Origin of the sequence: Gordonia amicalis NBRC 100051 = JCM 11271 (assembly GCF_000332995.1) — a bacterium.
Taxonomy (GTDB): Bacteria; Actinomycetota; Actinomycetes; order Mycobacteriales; family Mycobacteriaceae; genus Gordonia; species Gordonia amicalis.
This window is the reverse complement of sequence record NZ_BANS01000015.1, coordinates 170,572-190,136: the sequence shown is the minus strand read 5'-3', so window position 1 is coordinate 190,136 and position 19,565 is coordinate 170,572. Positions and strand designations below refer to the sequence as shown.

Annotated in this window: 20 protein-coding genes and 1 pseudogene; 6 read left to right on the top strand and 15 right to left on the bottom strand. The window is 67.1% G+C overall.

From position 1 onward, the window contains the following. On the top strand, positions 1–634 hold a 634-nt coding region (locus tag GOAMI_RS22560), incomplete at its 5' end, for a transposase (RefSeq protein ID WP_006436048.1). A gap of 159 nt (positions 635–793) precedes the next feature. On the opposite strand, the gene GOAMI_RS08420 is transcribed toward GOAMI_RS22560, so the two are convergent. Continuing rightward, positions 794–1,555: an acyltransferase gene (locus GOAMI_RS08420; protein WP_006436047.1), complete on the bottom strand. Its 762-nt coding sequence runs from the start codon at positions 1,553–1,555 to the stop codon at positions 794–796. A 90-nt stretch (positions 1,556–1,645) separates the two neighbouring features. Between GOAMI_RS08420 and GOAMI_RS08415 the strand changes: the two genes are divergently transcribed. Beyond that, on the top strand, positions 1,646–2,983 hold the full coding sequence (locus tag GOAMI_RS08415; protein ID WP_006436046.1) for an outer membrane protein assembly factor BamB family protein: 1,338 nt from the start codon (positions 1,646–1,648) through the stop codon (positions 2,981–2,983). Positions 2,984–3,055: 72 nt separating this feature from the next. On the opposite strand, the gene GOAMI_RS23430 is transcribed toward GOAMI_RS08415, so the two are convergent. The 5 genes from GOAMI_RS23430 to GOAMI_RS08390 all read right to left on the bottom strand — a co-directional run bounded on the left by GOAMI_RS23430 (position 3,056) and on the right by GOAMI_RS08390 (position 7,211). Continuing rightward, positions 3,056–3,400, bottom strand: a complete 345-nt coding sequence (locus GOAMI_RS23430; protein WP_247603094.1) for a DUF3887 domain-containing protein — start codon at positions 3,398–3,400, stop codon at positions 3,056–3,058. A gap of 347 nt (positions 3,401–3,747) precedes the next feature. Continuing rightward, positions 3,748–4,947: a class I SAM-dependent methyltransferase gene (locus tag GOAMI_RS08405; protein WP_006436044.1), complete on the bottom strand. Its 1,200-nt coding sequence runs from the start codon at positions 4,945–4,947 to the stop codon at positions 3,748–3,750. Positions 4,948–5,003: 56 nt separating this feature from the next. Next, positions 5,004–5,261 carry a hypothetical protein gene (locus GOAMI_RS08400; RefSeq protein WP_006436043.1) on the bottom strand — a complete coding sequence of 86 codons (258 nt, stop codon included), beginning with the start codon at positions 5,259–5,261 and terminating at the stop codon, positions 5,004–5,006. A 79-nt stretch (positions 5,262–5,340) separates the two neighbouring features. Then, positions 5,341–6,315: a class I SAM-dependent methyltransferase gene (locus GOAMI_RS08395; protein ID WP_040004688.1), complete on the bottom strand. Its 975-nt coding sequence runs from the start codon at positions 6,313–6,315 to the stop codon at positions 5,341–5,343. Between the two features lie 107 nt (positions 6,316–6,422). Beyond that, positions 6,423–7,211 carry an enoyl-CoA hydratase-related protein gene (locus tag GOAMI_RS08390; protein WP_006436041.1) on the bottom strand — a complete coding sequence of 263 codons (789 nt, stop codon included), beginning with the start codon at positions 7,209–7,211 and terminating at the stop codon, positions 6,423–6,425. A gap of 86 nt (positions 7,212–7,297) precedes the next feature. Between GOAMI_RS08390 and ligD the strand changes: the two genes are divergently transcribed. Further along, positions 7,298–8,284, top strand: a complete 987-nt coding sequence (ligD, locus tag GOAMI_RS08385) for a non-homologous end-joining DNA ligase (RefSeq protein ID WP_040004672.1) — start codon at positions 7,298–7,300, stop codon at positions 8,282–8,284. A 4-nt stretch (positions 8,285–8,288) separates the two neighbouring features. On the opposite strand, the gene GOAMI_RS08380 is transcribed toward ligD, so the two are convergent. After that, positions 8,289–9,113, bottom strand: coding sequence for an NUDIX hydrolase (locus GOAMI_RS08380; protein ID WP_006436039.1), 825 nt, complete (start codon positions 9,111–9,113; stop codon positions 8,289–8,291). Next, complete coding sequence (locus GOAMI_RS08375; RefSeq protein ID WP_006436038.1) at positions 9,110–9,946, bottom strand: ABC transporter ATP-binding protein; 837 nt, start codon at positions 9,944–9,946, stop codon at positions 9,110–9,112. The genes GOAMI_RS08380 and GOAMI_RS08375 overlap by 4 nt, the downstream gene beginning before the upstream one ends. A 103-nt stretch (positions 9,947–10,049) precedes the next feature. Here GOAMI_RS08375 and GOAMI_RS08370 point away from each other — a divergent pair, with 103 nt between their 5' ends. Further along, positions 10,050–11,054 (top strand): LLM class flavin-dependent oxidoreductase, encoded by a 1,005-nt coding sequence (locus GOAMI_RS08370; protein WP_006436037.1) that lies wholly within the window; start codon positions 10,050–10,052, stop codon positions 11,052–11,054. 127 nt (positions 11,055–11,181) lie between these two features. Here the strand turns inward: GOAMI_RS08370 and GOAMI_RS08365 are convergent, their stop codons facing one another. From GOAMI_RS08365 to ctaD, 6 genes and pseudogenes are all read right to left on the bottom strand, one after another. Beyond that, the gene (locus GOAMI_RS08365) at positions 11,182–12,348 is read right to left on the bottom strand and encodes an Rv3169 family protein (protein WP_006436036.1); all 1,167 of its coding nucleotides are present in this window, start codon (positions 12,346–12,348) and stop codon (positions 11,182–11,184) included. A gap of 216 nt (positions 12,349–12,564) precedes the next feature. Next, positions 12,565–13,015 (bottom strand): annotated as a pseudogene (locus tag GOAMI_RS08360) (cupin domain-containing protein). Continuing rightward, on the bottom strand, positions 13,012–13,845 hold the full coding sequence (locus GOAMI_RS08355; RefSeq protein ID WP_006436034.1) for an aminoacyl-tRNA hydrolase: 834 nt from the start codon (positions 13,843–13,845) through the stop codon (positions 13,012–13,014). The pseudogene GOAMI_RS08360 and the gene GOAMI_RS08355 overlap by 4 nt, the downstream one beginning before the upstream one ends. Before the next feature lie 3 nt (positions 13,846–13,848). Continuing rightward, a complete protein-coding gene (locus tag GOAMI_RS08350) occupies positions 13,849–14,229 on the bottom strand; it encodes a VOC family protein (protein WP_006436033.1) in 381 nt (126 codons plus the stop codon). Positions 14,230–14,333: 104 nt separating this feature from the next. Then, the gene (serB, locus tag GOAMI_RS08345) at positions 14,334–15,575 is read right to left on the bottom strand and encodes a phosphoserine phosphatase SerB (RefSeq protein ID WP_006436032.1); all 1,242 of its coding nucleotides are present in this window, start codon (positions 15,573–15,575) and stop codon (positions 14,334–14,336) included. A gap of 3 nt (positions 15,576–15,578) precedes the next feature. Beyond that, entirely contained in the window at positions 15,579–17,363 is a 1,785-nt protein-coding gene (gene ctaD, locus GOAMI_RS08340; protein ID WP_006436031.1) for an aa3-type cytochrome oxidase subunit I, read from the bottom strand. Between the two features lie 373 nt (positions 17,364–17,736). Between ctaD and GOAMI_RS08335 the strand changes: the two genes are divergently transcribed. After that, positions 17,737–18,672, top strand: a complete 936-nt coding sequence (locus GOAMI_RS08335) for an ABC transporter substrate-binding protein (protein WP_006436030.1) — start codon at positions 17,737–17,739, stop codon at positions 18,670–18,672. 151 nt (positions 18,673–18,823) lie between these two features. Continuing rightward, positions 18,824–19,312, top strand: coding sequence for a beta-class carbonic anhydrase (locus tag GOAMI_RS08330; protein WP_006436029.1), 489 nt, complete (start codon positions 18,824–18,826; stop codon positions 19,310–19,312). 68 nt (positions 19,313–19,380) lie between these two features. Here the strand turns inward: GOAMI_RS08330 and GOAMI_RS23200 are convergent, their stop codons facing one another. Then, positions 19,381–19,545, bottom strand: a complete 165-nt coding sequence (locus tag GOAMI_RS23200; RefSeq protein WP_006436028.1) for a hypothetical protein — start codon at positions 19,543–19,545, stop codon at positions 19,381–19,383. Positions 19,546–19,565: the final 20 nt, after the last annotated feature.

Sequence of the window (19,565 nt, the reverse complement as noted above, 5' to 3'; positions counted from 1 at the left end):
ACGGATCGGTAACCAGATCCGTCACCTGTGCACCACCGCACCAGTGGAGTTCGCCGACCAGGCCCGCCAGGCACGCACCATTGCTGCGCGGGCAGCGTTCATCGCGGGTCTACCGGTGCCGGCTGACCAGGGTGATCTGTCCGGGCCGGCCGCGGCGTTCGTGCGTGCCGCGCGTTCACTGCTCGAGCGTCACCGACTCGCCCGACGCGAGGTCGGTTCGTTGACCCGCGAACTCGAGAGGCTGTTGGCCACGGTGGTGCCGACCCTGTTGTCCCGACCGCAGATCGGACCGGTCACCGCCGCACGACTGGTGATCACCGCTGGTGACAACGTGGAGCGGATGCGCACCGAGGCGACGTTTGCCAAACTCGTCGGCGCCGCACCGCTACCGGCATCCTCGGGCAAGACCAGCCGTCACCGACTCAATCGGGGTGGAGACAGGCAAGCCAACAGTGCTCTGCACATGATCGCGGTCGGCCGGATGAAATCCCACGAACCCACCCGCGCCTACGTCGAGCGGCGTTCCGCGGAACACAAAACGAACAAAGACATCATCCGCTGTCTCAAGCGCTACATCGCCCGCGAAGTGTTCCGCGACCTCACCACCGACCTCGGAACCCTTGACAAGCTATAGGACCGTCTCGCTCCGCTCGCACCTCACGGAGCGAAACGGAGCCGCCCACCTGCAGTTCGGGTAGCGACGTCCCCGGCTCCCTGAGGAGCGGGGAGCGTACGCCGCGGGCTGAGTAAGCGACGAAGGGGCGCATCGAAGTCGACGAGCCACGAAGGGCCGCTACCTCCCCTCTGCGGCAGCCTTCTCCGCCGCCGCCTTCTTGCGTTCGATGTCGGCCAGGGCGCGTTCGAGTTCGGCACGCTGCTCGGCATTCTTCGCCCAGTCGTCCATGCGGTTCTTGACCACGCGGGCCGGGGCCCCGACCGCGATCGAGTAGTCGGGGATCACCCCCTTGACCACCGCGTGCGAACCGAGCACACAGCCTCGGCCGACGATGGTGTTCCGCAGCACCGACACCTTGGCGGCGACCCAGGTGTCCGGCCCGATCCGAACCGGACCCTTGACGATGCCCTGGTCCTTGATGGGCAGCGTGATGTCGTCCATCTTGTGGTCGAAGTCGCAGATGTAGCACCAGTCGGCGATGAGCGTCGAACCGCCGATCTCGAGGTCGAGGTAGGAGTTCACGACGTTGTTGCAGCCGAAGACGGTCTTGTCGCCGATCTTGAGGCTGCCCTCGTGGCAGCGGATCGAGTTGCCGTCGCCGATGTGCACCCAGCGCCCGATCTCCATCCGGGCGAGCTCGGGCGTGCAGTGGATTTCGACGTTGCGCCCGAGGAAGACCATGCCCCGCAGTACGACATGTGGGTTGGCCAGGCGGAACTTCGCGAGACGGTAGTAGCGGACCAGGTACCACGGCGTGTACGCCCGGTTGCGTTTCACCCAGCGCAGCGAATCGAGAGTGAGGAATCGTGCCTGCTCCGGATCGCGGCGACGGCCCGCGCGGCGCCGGGACCGGTAGGAGGCGTTCCACATGGTGGTCATGGGACAAACCCTAAACGACCCGTTTTTCGCACACGATAGGCTCACTGCTGGCACGTGCAGTGCCGGTGAGGACCGACGATGAGGAGCGCGATGGCCTTGGCACGACCGCAGGTGTCCCGACACCGCCGATCCGCGGTGAGCCGCCTGTTCGTCGCCGTCACCGCCGTGTGCTCGCTGGTGCTCGCCGGCTGCTCCGACGGACACATCGACGTCCGCTCGATCCCGAGCGTCGGCTGGCCCAGCTACGGCGGCGTCGCCGGCAATGCGAACTTCGCCTACGCCGACGTCCCCGACGACCTCGCCCTGAGTTGGACGCGCCCCACCGGCGGACCGGTCACCGCGCCCGTCACCATCTCGGGCAAGGGCAACGTCGGCGTCACGTCGAATGCCGCCCAGGGCTGCAACGTGCTGGTGCTCGACGGCCGGTCGGGTCGCAAGAACTTCTGCAAGGACATGCGCGCAGGGGTGGAGATCAACGCGATGCTCGTCGACCAGTACGACCAGCCGTACCTCGGCGAGGAGACCACTTTCCTGGCGTTCAACGCCGGTGGCGCGATCCGCTGGCGTGCCGGCGTGATCGGCGTCCCGCTCTCAGCGAAGTTCGCCGCGCCGAATGAAGTGCTGGTGACCACGACCCAGGGCCAGATCCTGCTGATCGACACCCAGCGCAACGAGCTCGTCGCCCCCGAGGTGAAGCTGCGCGACGACGCCGATCCGGAGCAGCCGCTTCTCGGCTTCGGCGACTGTGTGCGCAACGGACCGCAGTGCGCGATTCCCGCGCCCGCCGCCGTCGACACCGGTCGAGAACGCTTCTACCTCAATTTCTTTCCCGAGGGTGCCGCGTCGTCGCAGATCCGGTCGATGAAGTACAACAAGGTGGGCGGCAAGCGCGAGGTGCGCACCGCCTGGACGGCCGATGTCCCGAGCGGAGTAGTCGGTACGCCGACCCTGTCCGCCGACGGCGCGACCCTCTATGCGTTCTCGCGCGACGGCAAGATCGTCGCACTGAACACCGAGGACGGGTCGACCAAGTGGACGCAGGACATCGGCGGTCACGGCTTCGCGACGATGACCGTGTCACCCGACGGCCTGATCATCCCCACCGGTTCGCTCGGCGCCCCGCTCACCCTTTACCGCGACGCGGGTGACCGTGCCGAACGCCTCTGGCAGCGCACCGATCTCGCCACGGTGAGCCTGTCGGCGCTCACCCAGCAGAAGACCGCGTGGACCGTCGTCCGGGACGCCGGCAAGGACACGCTGTCGCTGGTGGAGGTCTCCACCGCGGACGGTACGACCAAACGGTCTCTGCCGCTACCGAACTCCGCGGGTTTCGCGACCGGTGTCTCGATCTCCTACTCGGGCCAGGTCGCCACCGCGACCAACCTCGGTGAGGTGTACTTCTTCGACAGCAAGGCGAACCTGCGATAAGCGTCCGTACAAGAATGCGGGCTGAGTGCCGGAAACCGACTGTCAGCCCGCATTCTGTTTGTGCGTGGTCGCTCAGAGTTCCTTGCTCGCCGCATCGGGGTTGAGGAAGAACAGACCCGCGATCCGGCCGTCGGCGTCGAATGCGACACGGAACACCATCTCGCCGGCCTCCTGCTCGAGCGGGACGTCGACCACCGTGTGCAGCCCGTGGCCGCGCACGAAAGGCGTTCCGGTGCTCTCGAGTTCGCCTTGGAGAGCGACCACCGACGCCCAGGCGTCGGCCAGCGCGGCGTCCGAGAGTGCGGCCGACATCGTCTCGTCGAAACGAGCTGTGACAGTTGTCCACTCGGCCGTGGAGATCTTCTCGATCAGGTCGAGGGCCATCGCGTCGGCGTGGGGAATGGAGATTTTCTGCATGGGGGCTCCTGTTCTGGGATCGATGGGCTTGCCGAAGCGTTGGAACGCCGCCTGACGGGTGACGCCGACGACGTCGCCGATCTCCTGCCAGGTACAGCCGAACTCACGTGCGGCGCGAGCCGTGGCACTGAGCAATTCCTCTGCGCGACGACCTAATTGGAGTGCGTCATGAACGCGGGTCAGCGCCGCTTCGCGAGCACCCGGGTCCCCGGGTTCAGAACCGGGTCCGGTTACCACACTGCGGGCGTATCGCTCGATCTCTCGTGCTGTTTCTTCCACCTCGGACACTTGTAAAGACTAGGTTTACAAGAGCTGGCGTGTCAAGCTCCGGTTTACAACCGGACCCCTCAGAAGCGCACACCCGGTTCGCAGATGAACGCGGTCCCCTTGCGTCCGATCCGGGTGAGCACCACCGACAGTGGGCGATCACCCCTGGGTTTGAGTTTCTTGCGGAGCTGGTCGGGGTCGACGTCGAGCCCGCGGACGAGGATCTCGAGCGGTCCGCAATCATGGGCGGCCAGAGCCTTGCGGAGGATCTTCTCGGTCACGCCGACCTGCTCGATCACCCGGAAGCCACGTGCCCCGGCCGGCACCGAATCGCCGGTCAGATAGGCGATCTGCGGGTCGAGCTGCCAGAGACCGAAACGGTGCGCGTAATGCTTGACGAGTCCGGCCCGCACGATGGCGCCGTCCGGATCGACGATCCACTCCCCCGCCGCGCCGGCCGGCACCTCGTCGTCCTCGTGGTCGGTGATCTCGAACTGCGACACCGACCCGTCGGGTCGCGTGCGCAGCACGGTTGCCCGGCGTCGGGTCTCGATCCCCGGCCCCGACCACAGGCAGGCTTCCCGGACGCCGCCGTCGAGCGAGGTCACCTGGACCTCACCGTCGAAACCGAACCTGTTGCGCAGCATCTGATGATCCAGTCCGGGAGCACATTTCACGATGAGCACGCGACCGGCATAGGTGGCGAGCAGTTCGAGGAGCGGCGGGGTCAGCTGGTCGAGCCGGAAGATCCGGCCGGCGTCGGATCGGCGGGCCGGGTCGGCGAGCAAGACGTCGGCACTCGAGGTCGGGGTCAGCGCGTCGGCGACCAGGAGCGTCGCGTCGGGTACGTTGTGGCGTGCCATCGCGAGCCGGACCCGGTCGAGGTCGCTGCCGATAACACCCGAGATCCCGCTGGCGCGCACCAGTTCTCGGAGCTCGGCCCCGATCGAGCAGGTCATGTCGTGGACGACCGCCGCCGGGAAACGGCCGGCGATCTCGGCGGCGCGGTGTTCGGCAACCACCGAGGCGGTCGCCTGTTGCAGGGCGTCGTCGGTGAGCAACAGCTCGGCGGGATCCCGCAGTTTCGTCGTCGCCCGCCGACGACAGCGCACGGTCTCGATCAACGCGGCGTCGTGCGGTGCATACCGGCTGCGGACCTCGGTGATGTCGGACAGCATCGACGACGACGTGAGCGCGAGACCCGACACCGTTTCCAGCGCCTTCTCGCCGTGCCGCGACCGCAGGAAGCCGACGTCCTCGAGACTGAAGGAATAGCCCATGATCCTTGCAGGCTACCGTCGCCCGCACGGGTTCCCGCGGCGAGGTTTCGTCGGCGCTACCCGCGCACCTCGGAGATCGCCAGCACCACCGTCTTGCCGTCATCGGTGCCCAGCGACTCGTCGCCGGGATCCTGGTCGACCAGCGTGAAGTGTTTGACGTTGCCGAGATTCAGGAAGTGGGCCGTGCCCTCGACCTCGAGCGCGATCGGTTCCCGCTTGTCGACGACTTCCCGGAGGAACTTCTTCACCTCCGCCACCGGCTCGGCGAAGAGCAATCGGAGGTCGAACTCGTCGGATGTGAGGAGCGTGGCCATAGCCCATGGTGGCACGAGGCGAGCCGATCGGTAGCGAGAATGCGCGCTATGGCCCCACGCTTTCTACATCGTGGTCCGGTTACTCCGGCTTGGTGCCGGTGACGACCACGTTGTAGAAGAACTTCGGCGGCACGACCTTGCGCAGGACGTTCTCGTCGAGCCAGGTGAGACGCTTCCAGCCGCCGAAGGCGAACCGCGCCCAGCCCCAGCCGAGCTTCTCCGGCGGGACAGCGGCCTCGAAGGTGCGGACCGGCCAGCCGAGCATCGCCGCGGCCAGTTCCTCGGTGGCGGTGGAGACCTTGGCCGCACCGGCGGAACGGGCGATGCCGGCCAGCTCGTCGGGATCGAAGGTGTGGATGTCGACGACGGCCTCGAGCGCCGCGGCGCGCGAGGACTCGTCCAGCTCCTCCTGCGGGCGCCGCCAGCTCTTGAGCGGACCGAACTTGGTGACGTTGGTGGTGGCGAACCACGTCGCGCGGCTCATCCAGCGTGCGTAGAAGTCGCCGATGGTCGACGGCTCACCGGCGAACACGAACCGGCCGCCCGGCTTGAGCACCCGGAGTACCTCGCGCAGCGCCTGCTCGACATCCGGGATGTGGTGCAGCACAGCATGTCCGACGACGAGGTCGAAGGTGTTGTCGTCGTAGGGGATCTTCTCCGCGTCGGCGACCCGGCCGTCGACGTCGAGGCCCAGATTCTCGGCGTTGCGCAGCGCGACCTTGACCATGCCCGGCGACAGGTCGGTGACCGAACCCTTCTCGGCGACACCGGACTGCATGAGGTTCAGCAGGAAGAAGCCGGTGCCGCAACCGAGTTCCATCGCCCGCCCGTACGGCAGTGGCTCGTCGGCGGCGATGGCGTCGAAACGGCCACGCGCGTAATCGATGCAGCGTTCGTCGAAGCTGATCGACCACTTCTCGTCGTAGGTCTCGGCCTCCCAGTCGTGGTACAGCACCTGGGCGAGTTTGGTGTCTTTGAGTGCGGCCTGCACCTGCTCCTCGGTGGCATGCGGATTCGGCGCCGGATCGATACCCGGAGTGGCGTCGGTGGTCATGATCGCTTCCTTGTCGCGTGGGTCGGTCACTGCTGATGTCGTTGTGGGGCCGTGGTCGGCCCCGGTGAGGTTCGCTTCGCTCAGCGCCCCTATGGAGTTCGCTTCGCTCAGCGCCCGGTGAACTTCGCCTTGCCGGGGCCGTTTTCCACGAACGACTTCATGCCGATGGCACGGTCGTCGGTGGCGAACAGCGCGGCGAAGAGCTGTTCCTCGATCTTGAGGCCGGTGTCGAGGTCGACGCCGAGGCCCTGGTCGACAGCCTTCTTGGCGGCGGCGATGGCAACCGACGCGGCGTCGGTGAACTGTCCCGCCCAGGCGAGGGCGGCGTTGTAGACCTCGTCGGGGGCGACGACCTCGTCGACCAGACCGATGGCGAGTGCTTCCTCCGCACCGACGAAACGGCCCGTGAAGATGAGGTCCTTGGCCTTGGCCGGGCCGATGAGCCGCGCGAGACGCTGCGTGCCGCCGCCACCGGGTATGAGGCCCAGCAGGACCTCGGGCACACCGAGCTTCGCGTTGTCGCCGGCGATCCGGCGGTCGGCACCGAGTGCGACTTCGAGGCCGCCGCCCAGTGCGTAACCGGTGATGGCCGCGACCGTCGGCTTCGGGATCGAGGCGATGGCGCCCAGGTCGCGTTGCAGGCGACCGGCGACCTTGCTCATCTCTGCGTAGGTGAGGTCGTTCATCTCCTTGATGTCGGCGCCGGCGGCGAGGACCTTGGGTCCGCCGTAGACGACGACGGCCTTGATGTCGTCGCGCAGTGTCGCCTCCTCGGCGGCTGCGGCCAGTTCGGCCTGCACCTGGCGGCTCAACGCGTTCATCGGCGGGCGGGCCAGGAGGATGGTGCCCACGCCGGGATGGTCGTCGGACGTCTCGAGTGTCACGAACTCAGGCATCCTCGAAGGCTACCGTCTGGTAAGTCGGCCCGGTGTCCCAGGCCGGACAACCCCGCTCACGCGCGGTTGCGCCTTACAGTGGGCGCATGGCGAAGGGTGCGGGTTCCGCAGGTGAGCCGATCGAGCTGCGGGTGGGCGACCGAACGGTCCGCCTGTCGAGTCCGGACCGCATCTATTTCACCGAACGCGGCGAGACCAAACGCGACCTCGCGGAGTATTACCTGTCGGTGGGTGACGGCATCGTGCGGGCGCTGCGCGACCGCCCGTGCATGCTGCACCGCTTCCCCAAGGGCGTCAGCGGCAACAAGGTACATCAGAAGCGTGTCCCGGCCGGCGCACCCGACTGGCTGGAGACCACCGAGATCTACTTCCCCCGCTACGGACGGACCGCGGACGAACTGTGCGTGACCGAGCTGGCGTCGGTGATCTGGGCCGTGCAGATGTCGACGGTCGAGTTCCATCCCTGGAACTCGCGCCGCGCCGACCCCGAATCCCCCGACGAGTGGCGCATCGACCTCGATCCGATGCCCGACTGCCCGTTCTCGCGCATCCAGCGGGTGTCACACGTGGTCGCGGAGGTTCTCGACGAACTCGGCATGCGCGGTTTCCCGAAGACGTCGGGCGGGCGCGGTCTCCACATCTACGTGCGGATCGCACCCGAATGGGGCTTTCCGCAAGTCCGGCGCGCCGCCCTCGCCTTCGCCCGCGAGGTGGAACGCCGGGCCCCGAAGGACGTGACGACGACGTGGTGGCGTAAGGACCGCGACCCGGCCGCCGTCTTCGTGGATTACAACCAGAACACGCGCGACCACACTATGGCGTCGGCCTATTCGGTACGCGGCAACCAGCGCGCGACGGTGTCGACGCCGGTGCGCTGGGACGAGATCGACGACATCGCACCCGACGACTTCACGATCGCCACCGTGCCCGCACGGTTCGCCGAACTAGGCGATCTGCACGCCGAGATCGACGACGTCGCCCACCGTCTCGACACGCTGCTCGAATGGGCTGATCGCGAGGACATCGGCGAGGACGAGGACTCTGTGGAGGCAGTCGACCTCGACGAGCAGTGATCCGTCAGAGAGTGATGTCGGGCGGCGTCTGGTCGCCGAGCGTGCGGAAGTACTCGTCGGAGCCCGGGAAACCGAGGCCGGAGAGACCGGCGCCCGGGGTGGTGTCGGGGAGTATGCATTCGATGGCCCGGGCGGCGGCCAGCAGTTCGTCGACGGTCGCGAAGCCACTGACGTAGTGCAGCTGCGCCCAGGTCGGCGGCATCAGGAAGTGCTTGCCGTCGGCCCACGAGTCGATCGCGCCTCGGGCGTTGACCCAGCGCGCCACCTCGGCCTCGGTGGTCTCGGCGTCGGCCTCCTGCCCTTCGGGCATGGCGGCGAGGAAGAAGCGGGTGTCGTAGCGGCGCTTCTCGTTGACCGGGGTGATCCAGTGCGCGAGCGGACTCAGCAGATCGGCGCGCAGGGTGAGGCCCCGCGCGGTGAGGAACTCCGCGAACGACAGCGACTTCTCGACGAGCCTCTGTCGATCGTCGGCGAGTGCTCCCGGATCGGCGAAGACACCGTCGGCGGTGGTCGCGAGCAGGACGCCGCATTCCTCGAAGGTCTCCCGGACGGCCGCGCAGACGAGTGCCTGCGCCAGCTCGTCGTCGGTGTTGAACCGGTCGGCCCACCACGCCGCGTCCGGACCGGTCCAGGCCACGTGGGCACCGGCGTCACGCTTGTCGACGCCGCCGCCCGGGAAGACGGTCATGCCGCCGGCGAACGCCATCTGCTTCACCCGACGCTGGAGGAACACCTCGATGCCGTCGGCGGAGTTCCGGACCAGAACCACCGTCGCGGCGTCGCGGATCGGTGCGGACACGACCTCGGGTCCCTGATCGGTGGATGTCATCGGTTGCCTCCTGCTCGACGGTGACCGCCCGCGCGGCGACGGCGTCGAGCGAAGTACCGTCCGTCGACCTTGTCGAGGATGATCTGCTGCCGGAAGGCGGCCGTCAGGTTCTCGCTGGTCAGCACCTCTTCGAGCAGGCCCTGTGCGACGACGCCGCCCTCGGACAGGATCAGCGCGTGCGTGAACCCCTCCGGGATCTCCTCCACATGATGGGTGATCAGCACGATGGCCGGAGCGTCGGGGTCGGCGGCAAGCGTGGCGAGGCGATCGACGAGTTCCTCGCGCCCGCCGAGGTCGAGACCGGCGGCCGGTTCGTCGAGCAGCAGCAGCTCGGGGTCGGTCATGAGCGCACGGGAGATGATCACACGTTTGCGTTCACCCTCCGAAAGGGTGCCGAAGGTGCGTTCGGCGAGATGCTCGGCGCCCATCGACTCCAGCGACTCGACCGCCTGGTCCCGATCCATCTCGTCGTAGGCCTCGCGCCAGCGACCCAGCACCGCGTAACCAGCCGAGATGACGACGTCGCTGACGACCTCGGAGTCGGGCACACGATCGACGAGCGCGGGACTGGCGACGCCGATCCGAGTCGCGAGTTCCCGGATCTCGATCCGGCCGAGCTTCTCGTTCAGCACGAAAGCCGTACCCGACGTCGGGTGGAGCTCCGCACCGGCGAGGCGCAGCAGGGTCGTCTTCCCGGCACCGTTCGGGCCGATGATGACCCAGCGTTCGTCCAGCTCGACCTGCCAGGACAGCGGGCCGACAAGCGTTTTGCCACCGCGGACTATCGCGACGTCGCGGAAGTCGATCAAGAGGTCGGGATCGGATTCGGTCACGCCCCTATCCTGCCTCACGGCGGCGGAGTCGACCGGCTCGGATCAGCCGTGTCGGAGACGGGCGCGGGAATACTCGGACCGGTTCGCCGGGTTGAGGGACTACGTGACCGCTCAACACCTTCCCCTGTCCATCCTGGATCTCGCCACCGTCGGCCGCGACGAAACGGTCGCGCAAAGTCTCGCCGCCAGTGTCGATCTCGCGCAGCATGCGGAGAAGTGGGGATACAAGCGGATCTGGTACGCCGAACACCACAACATGTCGGCGATCGCGTCGTCGGCGCCGGCGGTGCTCATCGCGCACATCGCCGCCCACACCTCGTCCATCCGCCTGGGTGCCGGCGGCGTCATGCTGCCCAACCACGCCCCGCTCACCATCGCCGAGCAGTTCGGCACGCTCGCCGAACTCCACCCCGGCCGCATCGACCTCGGACTCGGCCGCGCGCCGGGCAGCGACCAGCAGACCTTCCAGGCTCTCCGTCGCACGCACGCATCGGCGGAGCGGTTCCCGCATGATGTTCTCGAACTGCAGGCGTTCCTCGGCGACGAGTCCCGTATCGAAGGTGTGCGCGCGACGCCGGGCGCCGGTACCCATGTGCCGCTCTACATCCTGGGCTCGTCCCTTTTCGGTGCGCAGCTCGCCGCCGCTCTGGGACTCCCCTACGCCTTTGCGTCGCACTTCGCTCCGCAGGCACTGACTCAGGCAGTCGAGTTGTACCGCCGCGAGTTCCGGCCGTCGGAGGTCCTCGCCGAACCGTACGTGATCGCCGGCGTCGGTGTGATCGCCGACGACGACCCGGATGTCGCTCAGGAGCAACTGCAGGTCGCCCGGCGCCAGCGTGTCTCGTTGCTCTACGGTCGCGGACGGACCTTCACCGACGAGGAAGCCGACGCCGTGCTCTCGATGCCTCAGGGCCGGCAGATCGACGAGATGCTCACCTACGCCGGTGTCGGGACGCCCGACGAGGTGCGGAAGTACCTGAGCTGGTTCGCCGGACATGCCGACGCCGATGAGCTGATCGTCGCCTCGCTGGCACCGAGTCGCGCCGTGTCGCTGAGCACCCTCGGACACCTCGCCCCGGCGATCTCGCCGGTCGCCGCGCTCGACTGAGCGCCCACGAGTCACGCGCTCGCCGCCGGCAGTTGGTCGTTCGTTCACAGCCACACTCACGGCATGAGCACACCACTGAAGTCGATTTATCGGTAGTTATGACCTATCGACATGAGGCTCCGTTGACCTATAGGCCGAGTGGCGCATAGGGGCCATCGAGGAACAGTTCGGTCTGACCCGCGCCCGACCACTCGCGCCCGTCCGGGGCAATTGTCCTGGTGCGCACCAGGTATTTCTTCCCAATGAGATCCCGTTGGACGACGCCGTCATGGCGGACATGGTCGAACGGCTGGTCCCGTGCGTCCACGTCGTCCCACTCGAGCGAGACCCCCGGTCCGTGGTAGGTCCGCATCGAGCCTCCGTCCCTCCAGGAACCGGCCTGGTATCCGATCGTCGAGGTGATCCACGGCGGGCAAGCAGGTTCCACTTCCTGCACCCACTCGCCGTCGTCGGCGTCGTGCAGGATCACTCGACCTCGACGCAGGAGCCGGGTACCCGGCACCAGCTCGAGTTCACAACGCCCGCTGACCAACTCGTAGGTCTCCTGGTCCCATCCGACGACGAGCCGGCCTTCGAAGGGGGTTCCGAAAGTGTCGTTCATGGGCACCTGACGCCCCCGGGCGTCCTCGTGGATGGCGTAGAAACCGGAGAGATCCCCCGACCCGAACAGGGTCCAGAACCGCAGCGATCGCGGAACACCTTCCGGCGCGGGAGGAGGAAGGAGCTGCGGATTCGGGGCGATGGGCGGGCGCTCGAAGTAGACACCCCATGAGTGATCGCGGCTCCCATACCAATTCGGCCCGCCCACCTCGATCCGTTCACCGTCGAGTTCGATCCACCCCTCCACCGTTCCCGGCTGCGAGTAGCGGGACTGGTCGGTGGTCGGGCGTCCCCGATTGGTCGCGAGGTGATGCGCCTCGAGATAGGCCGGCGACATGCCGAACCAGTCGAGCGAACACGACAGACCGGATTCGTTCGGCGCGAGCTCCAACCGGATGTGGCGGTATGGCTCCACCACGGTGACGCGATACGGCCCGACCTCGAGTTCGCACTTCTCCCGCCACGTGCGACTGAATCGCACGGTGCGCTGGAGGCCATCCCGGTTCAGACCGACATATCCCCCGATCAGATCGGTATTCGGAGAGATGCGCAGACCCTGGAAGCAGAAGGTCTTCGCCTCCGCGGAGAATGCACCGAAGTAGTACCCGTCGTCGAAGCCGGTGTTGGTGTCACTCACCACCGACAACGGTTGCGACGTCTGATGCACGGGCAGCTCGTCGTAGGGACTCAGCACGAATTTCCTCCTCGTCTGATGAACACCACCGATCCATCAGAATAGTCTAGGCATGGATTTTTTATCCCTCGCCTATTTCGAGGAGTTCGTGGTGACATGGACGGTCAGGCGGGAACCTGTCCCGTCGGCACGTTCGACGACCTGATGGACCCGCATCCCGACATCGCCCGCTGCCCCTACAGCGCTGAAGCCACACTCACGGCGTGACAGTCTGTTTCAAGCCAGCCGGAAGTCCGCGAAGTCGAATCCGGGCACCACGATGCAGCTGACCAGCGCCGCCTCGTCCCCGATCGGCCGCGCCCGTTGCCACACGCCCGGAGGGACCAGGGCCTGCGGCTGATGTCCGGCGGCGATGTCGGGTCCGACCATGAGCGGGGTCGGATCACCCGGGGCATCGCCGTCTCCGCCGAGGTCGAGTTGCACGGGCGCCCCGCGGTGGTGCAGCCAGATCTCCGTCCCGCGAACGGTGTGCCACGCGGACTGCTCGCCGGGCATCAGGACGAAGTAGATGGCGGTCCCGGCGGCCCGGTCACCGGTGTAACCGGCCGGCAGCACCGCCTGAGGCAGGCCGACCTCGCTCCGCCAGGTCTGGCGATACCAGCCGCCCTCCGGGTGTGGCTGAAGGTCAAGGCTTTTCGCCCAGTCTCGGCAGCTCCGTCGCGCTCATCTGCTCCCCTGTCTCGTGATCAGGTCTCCGATGACCTCGGCGATGACGGTGACCGAACCGGGCGCTATCTCGGTGAACCCGGCATCGCGGACCGCCACCGCGGTTCCGGCGGCATCGGCGTCGAGCAGTTCTCGCCATCGTTCGGGCGTGGCCCGACGCACCGCCAGCCGGCATTCGTCGAGCCGCCACCGGATCGCCTCGTCGGCGGTCAACAGCTTGGCGGCGAGCATCGACGCGTGCCCGACCTGCGCGGCGAGCTTGCCGACCGTCATGTCCAGTCCGGGGTTGGTCCACAGCACCACACCGTGTTCCGGCGCCTCGGTGGGGATGTCGCCGTCGACCTCGGTCCCACCGATCTGCAGCTTCTTGACCCGGCGGTCGAGATCACCGACACGACCGGGCACGAACGCGCGCGCCTCGGCGTCGCCTTCGGTCGCGGTGACACCCCACACCTCTTGCGCCGCAGCCCATTGCGCTCCACGGACGCGCCGGGCAATCTTGCGAATCCGGGCGCTGCACCAGTCGTCCATCGCCGATGCCCACGGTCCGTCGCCGGCGGCGCGGTGGTCCAGGCACAGCAGCGCGACGGCCCGCGCAGCTGCGGCCAGCAGATCGGTGCGATTCGGCGGGTCGTTCTTCTCGATGCGCAGCACCATCGCCATAGCCAGCACATCGGCGGGATCCTCGGGATCCTCACCGCCGCCGACGTACCGGACGAGACGTCGGTGATCGGCGACGATCGCCTCCGGCACCACCGGGACGGGCACCGGCCGATCGTCGACCTCCTCGGACGACGACTGTTCGGCTGTCGGTGTCAGGTCATCGGTCACGCATCATCCCCAGTTCTCGGCTTTCGTCAGACAGAACGGATGCCCGGCGGGGTCGAGCAGCACACGCCACGTCTCCCCCGGTTGTTCCGACGGTACGGTGGCGCCGAGTTCCACGCAGCGCGTCTGCGCGGCGTCGAGATCGTCGACGGCAAGGTCGAAGTGGAACTGCTTGGAGCCGTGCTCATTCGGCCACGCCGGGGCAACATAGTCGGGCACCGTGCCGAAGCCGACGGCGGGACCGTCACCGACGATCATGGCGTACCCCTCGCCCGATGCGCCGATCTTCCAGCCGAGCACCTCGGACCAGAAGGCTGCCGACGCACCGGCATCGGCGCAGTCGAGGGAGATCATGGCGAGCTTCGCGACACTCGTCGAGATGGTCATCGGAGGTCCTTTCATGGCAGGAACGAATGGATCTCCATCGTCTCTCGCCATCCGGACCCCCGCCTTGAACGAACCCGACGGATCGGGCCCCTCGAGACCCGATCTCAGCCCAGCGGGACCCGCCGGTACACACCGTCGGCGGCGTCCGCGGCCTCGATCTCGTCGCGTGACACCCCGAGTATGAACAGCACGGCGTCGAGGAACGGGTGGTTGAGCGTCGCGTCGGCGACCTCTCGCAACGCGGGCTTGGCGTTGAACGCGATGCCGAGCCCGGCGACGCTGAGCATGTCGATGTCGTTGGCACCGTCGCCGACCGCGATCGTCTGCTCCATCGGCACGCCGACCTGGTCGGCGAACGAGCGCAGCGCCTGCGCCTTGCCCATCCGGTCGACGACCTCGCCGATCACGCGGCCGGTCAGTTTGCCGTCGACGATCTCCAACGTGTTGGCACGCACGAAGTCGAGCTCGAGTTCGTGTGCCAGACCGTCGATGACCTGCCGGAAGCCACCGGACACGAGCCCACAATGGAACCCGAGACGATGCAACGTCCGGATCGTGGTCCGCGCGCCCGGGGTGAGCTCCAGCGATTTGGCAACCTCGTCGAGCACGCTCGCGTCGAGACCGGCCAACGCCTTGACCCGTTCGTGGAGCGACTGAGCGAAGTCCAGTTCACCGCGCATCGCAGCTTCGGTCACCGCGGCGACCTCGGCCTCGCGGCCGGCATGTGCGGCCAGCATTTCGATGACCTCGCCCTGGATGAGCGTGGAGTCGACGTCGAAGACGATGAGGCGCTTGGCGCGTCGGGCGAGACCGCCCCGTTCGACGGCGATGTCCACCGAGTGCCTGGCCGCGACCTCGGCCAGTCCCTTACGCAGCGCGGCGTCGGCAGCGACCCCGCCCCGGCCCGCGACGCTGACCATCAGTTCGAGGCCGGTGAGCGGGTAGTCGGCGATGCCACGGATCGAATCGATGTTGCCACCCTGGCTCGCCAGTTTCGCGGCGACCGCGCTGAACGCGGTGGCCGTGACCGGGCTGCCCAGGATGACGACCGCGTGCGAAGACGGCGAGCTCTTGCCGGCTCCGACACCGATCTCCACACGCACGTCGAACCCGATGGAGGCCATGGCCTGTTCGACGACCTCTTGGAGACCTTCAGGGTCCCTGGTCGCCGAGACGAGAACGCCGAGCGTCAGCTGACCGCGGATGACCACCTGCTCGACGTCGAGCAGGGCAACGGCCTGACCGGCCAGGGCACCCATCAGAACGGAGGTGACACCTGGCCGGTCGGGACCGGTGACAGTGAAGAGAACGGTCGTGCCGGTACTGCCTGTTGAGTCTTTGCTCACCGGTCAGCGCGGATCGGGATCCGGCGACCCCTCGTGCGATCCGACGGTGAACGGCTCGCGACGAGCCTCCTCCATCTGGCGATCCTTGCCCGCGTCGTGACCCGGACCGACGTGAGCCTCGGCACGCATCCGCTCGATCATGTGCGGGTAGTGCAGCTCGAAGGCCGGACGCTCCGAACGGATGCGGGGCAGCTCGGTGAAGTTGTGGCGCGGCGGCGGCGACGAGGTCGCCCACTCCAGCGAGTTACCGAAGCCCCACGGATCGTCGACGGTCACGACCTCGCCGTAGCGGTAGCTGCGGAACACGTTCCACAGGAACGGCAGGGTCGACAGGCCGAGGATGAACGCGCCCACGGTCGAGATGGTGTTCAGCGTCGTGAAGCCATCCGACGGCAGGTAGTCGGCGTAACGACGCGGCATGCCCTCGTTGCCCAGCCAGTGCTGCACCAGGAACGTCATGTGGAAACCGATGAACGTCAGCCAGAAGTGGATCTTGCCCAGGCGCTCGTCGAGCATGCGTCCGGTCATCTTCGGGAACCAGAAGTAGATACCCGAGTAGGTGGCGAACACGATGGTGCCGAAGAGCACGTAGTGGAAGTGGGCGACCACGAAGTAGCTGTCGGAGAGGTGGAAGTCCAGCGGCGGGCTCGCGAGCAGAACACCGGTCAGACCACCGAAGAGGAAGGTCACGATGAAGCCGACCGCGAACAGCATCGGCGATTCGAACGTTATGTGACCTCGCCACATCGTTCCCACCCAGTTGAAGAACTTCACGCCGGTCGGAACCGCGATCAAGAACGTCATGAAGGAGAAGAACGGCAGCAGCACGGCGCCGGTGACGTACATGTGGTGCGCCCACACGGCCGCCGACAGGGCGGCGATGGCCAGGGTCGCGTAGATCAGGCCCGAGTAACCGAAGATCGGCTTACGCGAGAAGACCGGGAAGACCTCCGAGACGATGCCGAAGAACGGCAGCGCGATGACGTACACCTCGGGGTGTCCGAAGAACCAGAACAGGTGCTGCCACAGGATGACGCCGCCGTTGGCCGGGTCGTAGATGTGGGCACCGAACTGGCGGTCGACCTCGAGGCCCATCAGGGCGGCGGTCAGCAGCGGGAATATCAGCAGGATGAGCACGCTGGTCACCAGGATGTTCCAGGTGAAAATCGGCATCCGGAACATCGTCATACCGGGTGCACGGAGGCAGACCACGGTGGTGATCATGTTGACGGCGCCGAGGATGGTGCCCAGGCCGGACACACCCAGACCCATGATCCACAGGTCGGCACCGAGGCCGGGACTGTGCACGGCGTCGGTGAGCGGCGTGTAGGCGGTCCAACCGAAGTCGGCAGCACCACCGGGGGTGATGAAGCCGGCGATCGCGATGGTCGAACCGAACACGAACAGCCAGAAGCCGAGCGCGTTGAGTCGCGGGAAGGCGACGTCGGGCGAACCGATCTGCAGCGGCAGGACGAAGTTGGCGAAGCCGATGACGATCGGCGTCGCGTACATCAGCAGCATCACGGTGCCGTGCATCGTGAAGAGCTGGTTGAACTGCTCTGTCGACAAGAACTGCATGCCCGGCTGTGCGAGCTCGCCACGCATCAGCAGCGCCATGAGGCCACCGATGAGGAAGAACGCAAAACATGCAGAGATGTACATCATGCCGATCAGCTTGTGATCGGTCGTGGTCAGCAGCTTGTAGATGAACGAACCCTTGGGCTGATAGCGCTCCGGGAACGGACGCACTGAAGCCACTTGCGTGGTTGGTTGGTCTACCGCGGTCACAGATCCTCCTCTTGCCCGAGCGCGACGCCGAACCCCTTCGGACGTCGGTCGGCACATGAACAAACCGAGCGCTGAATACTGATCCTAAACCCTCACCGGCGCCCGAGCCGACCGGGTCCTACGATCTGTCGTATTCGACGCCCGACACACCACATCGGCCGTGCTCAAACCCATTTCCGTACGACGCGCCAGGTGTTCCGGACAGCCTGGGCGGCGTCGGCGGCCGACGGTCTCGCGGCCCCATCCGAGCCTACGCTCGACCCCTGTGGGCCGATGCTAGGTTGGGCGGGTGCAGAGCAGGGGTAACGGTGCCACGGATGTACGTGTTCGTCCTATTCGGGGTCGCCGACCGGTCTGGGCAGCCCTTCTCGGTGTGGTCGCGCTCGCGTCGGCCGCCTGTTCCGGCGACGAGCCGCTGACCACTCCCGACGGCTCCCCCATCTCGACCACCGTGACGCGCGTCGCTGAGGTCAACATCGTCTCCGCCGACCGCGACTTCTCGAAGACATGTCTCGCGCCCACGCCGGCCGACGCCGGGACGACCGACGCCGCCCGCATCGTCGTGACCGATCCGGCGCTCCTGGACGCGCTGTGCGCACTCGGTATCGGCGACAAGGTGACGGCGGTGACCGCGGCACCCGGCTCGGTGCCCGCCTACCTGGGACCGCAACTGACGGCCGTGCCGGCGATCGGGACGACCCCGGACGCCGCAGCGGTGTCGAAGGCCGACGCCGACCTCGTCCTCACCACTCCCGGGACCGCCCCGTCGTCGAAACCCTTCGGTGCAGTGCGTTCCGTGACGATCCCGGCCGGCGACTGGCAGAAGCAGTTCCGAGCAGTCGCCGACGCGGTGAACCGCAGCGACGCGGGCCGTCAGCGGCTCGCCGAGTTCACCACCGAGGCCACCAAGACCGGCAGGCGCATGGACGCCTCGCACACCCAGGTGTCGCTGGTCCGGTTCGGCGACGACTCCGAGACCATCGCCGGCATGGACACCTTCGCCGGGCAGATCCTGGGCGAGATCGGCGTCCAACGACCCGGTCCGCAGCGCGTCCCTGATTCGTTCCCCGTCGACGACGCGGACTTCCGCGAGGCCGAGGGCGACCTCATCTATGTGAGCTTCGAGGGCGAGCAGGGTCAGAAACACGGCGAAGAGGTCCTGCTGAGCGACGAGTGGCTGAATCTGGGCGCCTCCATGTGGAAGCGCGTCCTGGCCGTCGACGACGCCGTCTGGTACGACTCGTCGGGCCTGGCCGCCGCGTGGCTGGTGCTCAACGACGTGAAGGGTTCGCTCGACGGGAACTCGTGAGTCACGCCCGGCCGCGAGAGTGCGGCGCGAGTGCCGTTTTCCGGCACCGACCACGCATTCTGCGACGAGGACACCGTCGACCGCGTCCACCGTTTCGATCAGGCCAGGTGAAACCCTCGCCCGTGGCGCCGCAACCCATCACTGTTGACGCATGAGTGTCACCGACCAGTACCTGGCGAACAACGCCGAATACGCCAAGACCTTCACCGGTCCACTGCCGCTGCCGCCGAGCAAGCACGTCGCGGTGGTCGCCTGCATGGATGCCCGCCTCGACGTCTACCGCGTCCTCGGCATCAACGAAGGCGAAGCCCACGTCATCCGCAACGCCGGCGGCGTCATCACCCACGACGAGATCCGCTCCCTCGCGATCAGCCAGCGACTACTCGGCACCACCGAGATCATCCTCATCCACCACACCGACTGCGGCATGCTGACCTTCACCGACGACGAGTTCAAGCGGGAGATCCAGACCGAGATCGGCCAGAAGCCGGAGTGGGCCGCCGAGTCGTTCACCGACATCGACGAGGACGTCCGCCAGTCGCTCACCCGCATCGAGAACAGCCCGTTCATCACCAAGACGAGTTCGCTGCGCGGATTCGTCTTCGACGCCGCGACGGGTCTGCTGCGCGAGGTTTCCTGACCTTCTGACACAACTGACCGGGTACGCGCTCGAGCCGCATACCCGGTCAGTTCGTCTGCGATCTGCGATCAGTCCTCCGCGGAGTCGTCCGAGCGCTGAACCGCGTCGGGCGTATTCTCCCTGGTCGCCATGCCGCCCTCGCGTCCGTGGTCCTTCGGCCCGGGCGGGTCCTGGCGCACCTCGGCGGTGCCCGCCTCGTGTTCGGCCTTCCTGCTGTCCTTCGACTGCCCCATCGCGTCCTCCTCATGCCACG

Excerpts from the sequence above, each read along its gene's own strand:
- ligD (WP_040004672.1), top strand. The coding sequence starts at position 7,298 with ATGGCGAAGGGTGCGGGTTCCGCAGGTGAGCCGATCGAGCTGCGGGTG.
- GOAMI_RS08330 (WP_006436029.1), top strand. The coding sequence starts at position 18,824 with ATGAGTGTCACCGACCAGTACCTGGCGAACAACGCCGAATACGCCAAG.
- GOAMI_RS08400 (WP_006436043.1), bottom strand. The coding sequence starts at position 5,261 with ATGGCCACGCTCCTCACATCCGACGAGTTCGACCTCCGATTGCTCTTC.
- GOAMI_RS08390 (WP_006436041.1), bottom strand. The coding sequence starts at position 7,211 with ATGCCTGAGTTCGTGACACTCGAGACGTCCGACGACCATCCCGGCGTG.
- GOAMI_RS08405 (WP_006436044.1), bottom strand. The coding sequence starts at position 4,947 with ATGGGCTATTCCTTCAGTCTCGAGGACGTCGGCTTCCTGCGGTCGCGG.
- GOAMI_RS08350 (WP_006436033.1), bottom strand. The coding sequence starts at position 14,229 with ATGACCATCTCGACGAGTGTCGCGAAGCTCGCCATGATCTCCCTCGAC.
- GOAMI_RS08420 (WP_006436047.1), bottom strand. The coding sequence starts at position 1,555 with ATGACCACCATGTGGAACGCCTCCTACCGGTCCCGGCGCCGCGCGGGC.
- GOAMI_RS23430 (WP_247603094.1), bottom strand. The coding sequence starts at position 3,400 with ATGCAGAAAATCTCCATTCCCCACGCCGACGCGATGGCCCTCGACCTG.
- GOAMI_RS08415 (WP_006436046.1), top strand. The coding sequence starts at position 1,646 with ATGGCCTTGGCACGACCGCAGGTGTCCCGACACCGCCGATCCGCGGTG.
- GOAMI_RS23200 (WP_006436028.1), bottom strand. The coding sequence starts at position 19,545 with ATGGGGCAGTCGAAGGACAGCAGGAAGGCCGAACACGAGGCGGGCACC.
- GOAMI_RS08395 (WP_040004688.1), bottom strand. The coding sequence starts at position 6,315 with ATGACCACCGACGCCACTCCGGGTATCGATCCGGCGCCGAATCCGCAT.
- GOAMI_RS08380 (WP_006436039.1), bottom strand. The coding sequence starts at position 9,113 with ATGACATCCACCGATCAGGGACCCGAGGTCGTGTCCGCACCGATCCGC.